This is a genomic window from Moorena sp. SIO3I6, from assembly GCF_010672095.1.
Genome location: NZ_JAAHHU010000388.1, coordinates 1 through 4,014, shown reverse-complemented (window position 1 = coordinate 4,014; position 4,014 = coordinate 1). Strand labels below are relative to the sequence as shown.

The 4,014-nt window shown below is 41.7% G+C and carries 4 protein-coding genes and 1 pseudogene; 2 read left to right on the top strand and 3 right to left on the bottom strand.

The features are described 5' to 3' along the window. Nucleotides 1-121: 121 nt before the first annotated feature. Complete coding sequence (locus tag F6K49_RS36595; protein ID WP_293020463.1) at nucleotides 122-1,072, bottom strand: DMT family transporter; 951 nt, start codon at nucleotides 1,070-1,072, stop codon at nucleotides 122-124. A 694-nt stretch (nucleotides 1,073-1,766) separates the two neighbouring features. On the opposite strand from F6K49_RS36595, the gene F6K49_RS36590 reads away from it, so the two are divergent. Next, complete coding sequence (locus F6K49_RS36590; RefSeq protein ID WP_293104755.1) at nucleotides 1,767-1,919, top strand: hypothetical protein; 153 nt, start codon at nucleotides 1,767-1,769, stop codon at nucleotides 1,917-1,919. 32 nt (nucleotides 1,920-1,951) lie between these two features. Continuing rightward, a complete protein-coding gene (locus tag F6K49_RS36585; protein WP_293104752.1) occupies nucleotides 1,952-3,706 on the top strand; it encodes a VWA domain-containing protein in 1,755 nt (584 codons plus the stop codon). On the opposite strand, the gene F6K49_RS36580 is transcribed toward F6K49_RS36585, so the two are convergent. Continuing rightward, nucleotides 3,646-3,819, bottom strand: coding sequence for a hypothetical protein (locus tag F6K49_RS36580; RefSeq protein WP_293104749.1), 174 nt, complete (start codon nucleotides 3,817-3,819; stop codon nucleotides 3,646-3,648). The genes F6K49_RS36585 and F6K49_RS36580 overlap by 61 nt on opposite strands. A gap of 14 nt (nucleotides 3,820-3,833) precedes the next feature. Further along, a pseudogene (locus F6K49_RS36575) lies at nucleotides 3,834-4,014 on the bottom strand (hypothetical protein); the annotation flags it as partial.

Sequence of the window (4,014 nt, the reverse complement as noted above, 5' to 3'; positions counted from 1 at the left end):
CCCTTAATAAGGGGGACTTTTCAATCTAATTCCCCCCTTTTTTAAGGGGGGTTAGGGGGGATCTATGTACCTAATTACAAATTTGACATGCTCCCCTAGCTGTTCCCTTTGCTATTACATATTAAGTAGCTTCGGTAGAGCCGATATTATCTAATTCTCCATCTGATTGAGCCAGATAAATCCCAGATAATACGATTATAAACGTCAAGCCATTTAACCAACTCAATTTTTCTGCAAAAATTAGCCAGGCAAATAATGCTGCAATCATGGGTTCCAGCAATAGGATGAGAGAGACAAAGCTAGATGAAAATTGTTTGAGACTATAGAATAATGCACCCAATCCAATTATAGAGCCACAAAGTCCTAGGCCAATAACAGCAGACCATGATGAAAAGGAAGCAGGAAATAGTCTATCTTCAAATAGCAATGTTAATGGTAACAACAATAGGCCACCCAAGGTATAAAGCCATAGTAAAATTGTGCTTGTGTCAAATTTTACTCGGAGATTCTCTGTTACCAAAAGTGTAGCCGCATAGAAAAGGGCAGATAGTAATGCAACGCTGTCCCCTATCAATGTATCTCGATCGATATGAAAATCGTTAAAACCAATTAAGAACGTTCCTCCTAGAGCTAGCATCATGCCGATTAGGAAGCGACGATTAAAGGATTGGCTTAACAGTAACCATCCGCCGACAGCTGCAAAGATAGGAGTGGTGTTGTGGAGAAGATTAGAATTAGCAACACTTGTTTTTGTCAGAGACCAAGCCCACGTCACTAGGCAAATTGAATCTAAGCTAGCAACAAGAAATAAGGAGAAAAAATCCTTTACAGTATAAGCCTTGTTATCAGTGTTATCAGTAGTAGATAAGCGTCCGCTGTGCTTATCCCAAAGTAGTTTGATAACCTTGCCAAGGCCCAACGCTAGGCTGGCAATCCAAAACCGATTAAATATTGTTCCATAAGGGCCCATATCATGTTCTGTTATGCGAGTCAGAATTGGTGAAGACGATAGGGCAAAAATGGCAATTGCTAAGGAAGAAGATCCCCAGATTGCAGAACTTTTAGTAGACATGATCAACTTCCTTAATTAGGGATTATCTAGTGGTTGTAAACAGTGGTTTTAAACGATTTGAGGTATATAATCCTCAATTTTAGGCAACAGGAAATAGCGGATCACCAGAAAATTGGATTACCGGAACCTATAAAAGGATATAGGGAATAGCGAACCAAAAAAAATGATGTGTACCTCCTAATTAAGAAAAGTTCTATAAAAAGGGTTAAGTACATCATCAGTATAAACTATGGCGAGTAGCCATGGTTTATCTAATTTGATAGGAAGAGAAGTACAGCTTAAGACATAGTTTTCTTATTGAAAGGGGACAGGTAGCTTTGGATCAGGAAGCATAAGATATCTTAAGCTTTGCTTCCACTCCTATATCTGTAAAAGTATCATAGAATAAACCCATCTTGTCAATCAACCAGGGGAGTTTTCAATAAACCTGGCCTTATGGCGATAGTTGACAATATATTTTATACATATAGTGTTTATTTGATGGTAAAAACATTATAGATAGGAATTAACAAAATTAGATCCGTTTACCCTGCAAAATACCATTTAATATAGAGCCTAACGTAAGCATATGCGCTACGCGCACGCTACGCGAACAGCCGTCAGCCGTCAGTGGTCAGCGTAATTTCCTCCAGATTCATTAGCTGACCATAGGATTGCTAGGCACTGCCCACCTTACGATTAATCACTATTCCCGATGCCCGATTCCCGATGCCCGATGCCCGATTCCCTGATTCCCGATTCCCGATTCCCGATTCCCGATTCCCGATGCCCGATGCCCGATTCCCGATTCCCGATTAACCGTTACAGAAAGCGCAACACAGACCATCAGCCTTCTGTTGTCGATTAGCTTAGGAATAAGCAATACAGAGGGCAAATCAAATGAACAAATTACTTAGACTATTCCTCCTTTCCGGAATGGTTGCTATCTTGGCACAGCTAACAACAGCTTGCCACAATCAGCGTTCAGCCCAAGAATCAGAAAAAAGCTCTAATCTACCTGTAGCGCAAGACGTAGAACGTGACCAAAGACAGCGCCAATCAGAACTTATGGAATCAGCCCAGGTCGGGAGGTCGGCGGATAGTGTTAATCAGAATTTCAGTAACAGAGGTTTGAGACCCCAAGCCCCAAGGCCACTCTCCCATAGCCCAAATGCAGCCTTGAAAGCAGTTCCTAGTAGCTCAATTCCAGAGCAAGCTATTCCAGAAGTCAGCAACAGAGAAAACTATAGTCCCATTGATGAGAATGCCTTTAAGAGAGTAAAGCATAATCCCCTGTCTACCTTTGCGATTGATGTTGATACCGCCTCCTACAGCAATCTTCGTCGTTTCCTTAATAACGGTCAACTCCCCCCTACTGATGCCATCCGTATCGAAGAATTAATTAATTACTTTAACTACGACTATCCCGAACCAGAAAGCGATCGCCCTTTCTCGATTACCACAGAAATTTCCCAAGCTCCTTGGAATCCCACTCACCAATTAGTTCACATTGGTATCCAAGGGGAAAAGATGGCCATTGAAGATTTGCCTCCCAGCAATCTTGTCTTTTTGCTGGATGTCTCTGGTTCTATGAATAGTCCCAATAAGCTTCCCCTGCTCAAAGATGCTTTTCGGATGCTAGTCAATGAATTGAGAGAAGAAGACCAAGTTAGTATTGTCGTCTATGCTGGCGCTGCGGGCGTGGTTTTACCTCCTACTCCAGGCAACGAGAAAGATAAAATCTTAACAGCTATTGAGAATCTCAATGCCGGAGGGTCTACTGCTGGGGGAGCAGGAATTAAACTGGCTTATAAACTCGCCCAGGATAATTTTATTAAATCAGGAAATAACCGAGTTATTCTCGCAACCGACGGAGACTTTAATGTCGGAGTTTCCAGTGATACCGAATTAGTTAAACTAATTGATCAGAAGCGAAAAAAAGGAGTTTTCCTGACCGTATTAGGATTTGGTACCGGTAATTTACAAGACTCCAAGATGGAAAAAATTGCTAATAAAGGAAATGGTAATTATGCTTATATTGATAACGAGTTAGAAGCGAAGAAAGTCCTGGTTAACGAAATTGGAGCAACTCTACTCACTATTGCTAAAGATGTTAAGATTCAAGTAGAGTTTAATCCTGCCAAAGTCCAAGCCTATCGTTTGATTGGTTATGAAAATCGACGGCTGAAGGATGAAGACTTTAATGATGATACTAAAGATGCCGGAGAATTAGGAGCTGGACATACTGTTACTGCACTGTATGAAATTATTCCTGTGGGAGCGAAAACTAATGTCAAATTACCGGATATTGACCCTCTGAAATATCAATCCAATGCTGCTTCAACAACCAATTCCAAAGAATTAATGCAGGTCAAGTTACGTTACAAAGAACCTGATGGTAACACCTCTCAACTCCTCACCTATCCCTTGGTTGATAAAGCAGTCAAGCTAGAGGATGCTTCCGATAACTTTAAGTTTTCCGCTGCCATTGCCAGTTTTGGTATGGTGTTAAGAGATTCTCCTTACAAAGGTAAAGCCAGTTTTGACCAAGCATTAACATTAGCAAAGGAATCCCAAGGGGTAGATTTAGAGGGTTATCGAGCTGAGTTTATTGATTTGGTTGAGAGTGCGCAGGAAATAGGAGATAGGGAATAGGGAATCGGGAATCGGGAATAGGGAATCGGGAATCGGGAATCGGGAAGAAGTAGTTTTCGATGAACAGGAGACAGCTTGGGATTGGTGATCAGACCGACCGGCCCTGCATCCAACACTATGGCTCCCCTCACCAAGTTACACCCTTCATCTCAATTGGGAATAACTCACGCTCAGACAGTCGATCCTGATCCAATGCATGGATCAAGTACTGACCTGTTTCTTGTTGCTCTTCAATATCCTCATCATCAATCCAGGACTGAAGCAGATTAACCGCTTCAGCTTGCTTTTGCCTTACCAGAATAGAGTTT

Coding starts and splice junctions, on each gene's coding strand:
- F6K49_RS36590 (WP_293104755.1), top strand. CDS start 1,767: ATGCCCGATTCCCGATGCCCGATGCCCGATTCCCTGATTCCCGATTCC.
- F6K49_RS36585 (WP_293104752.1), top strand. CDS start 1,952: ATGAACAAATTACTTAGACTATTCCTCCTTTCCGGAATGGTTGCTATC.
- F6K49_RS36595 (WP_293020463.1), bottom strand. CDS start 1,072: ATGTCTACTAAAAGTTCTGCAATCTGGGGATCTTCTTCCTTAGCAATT.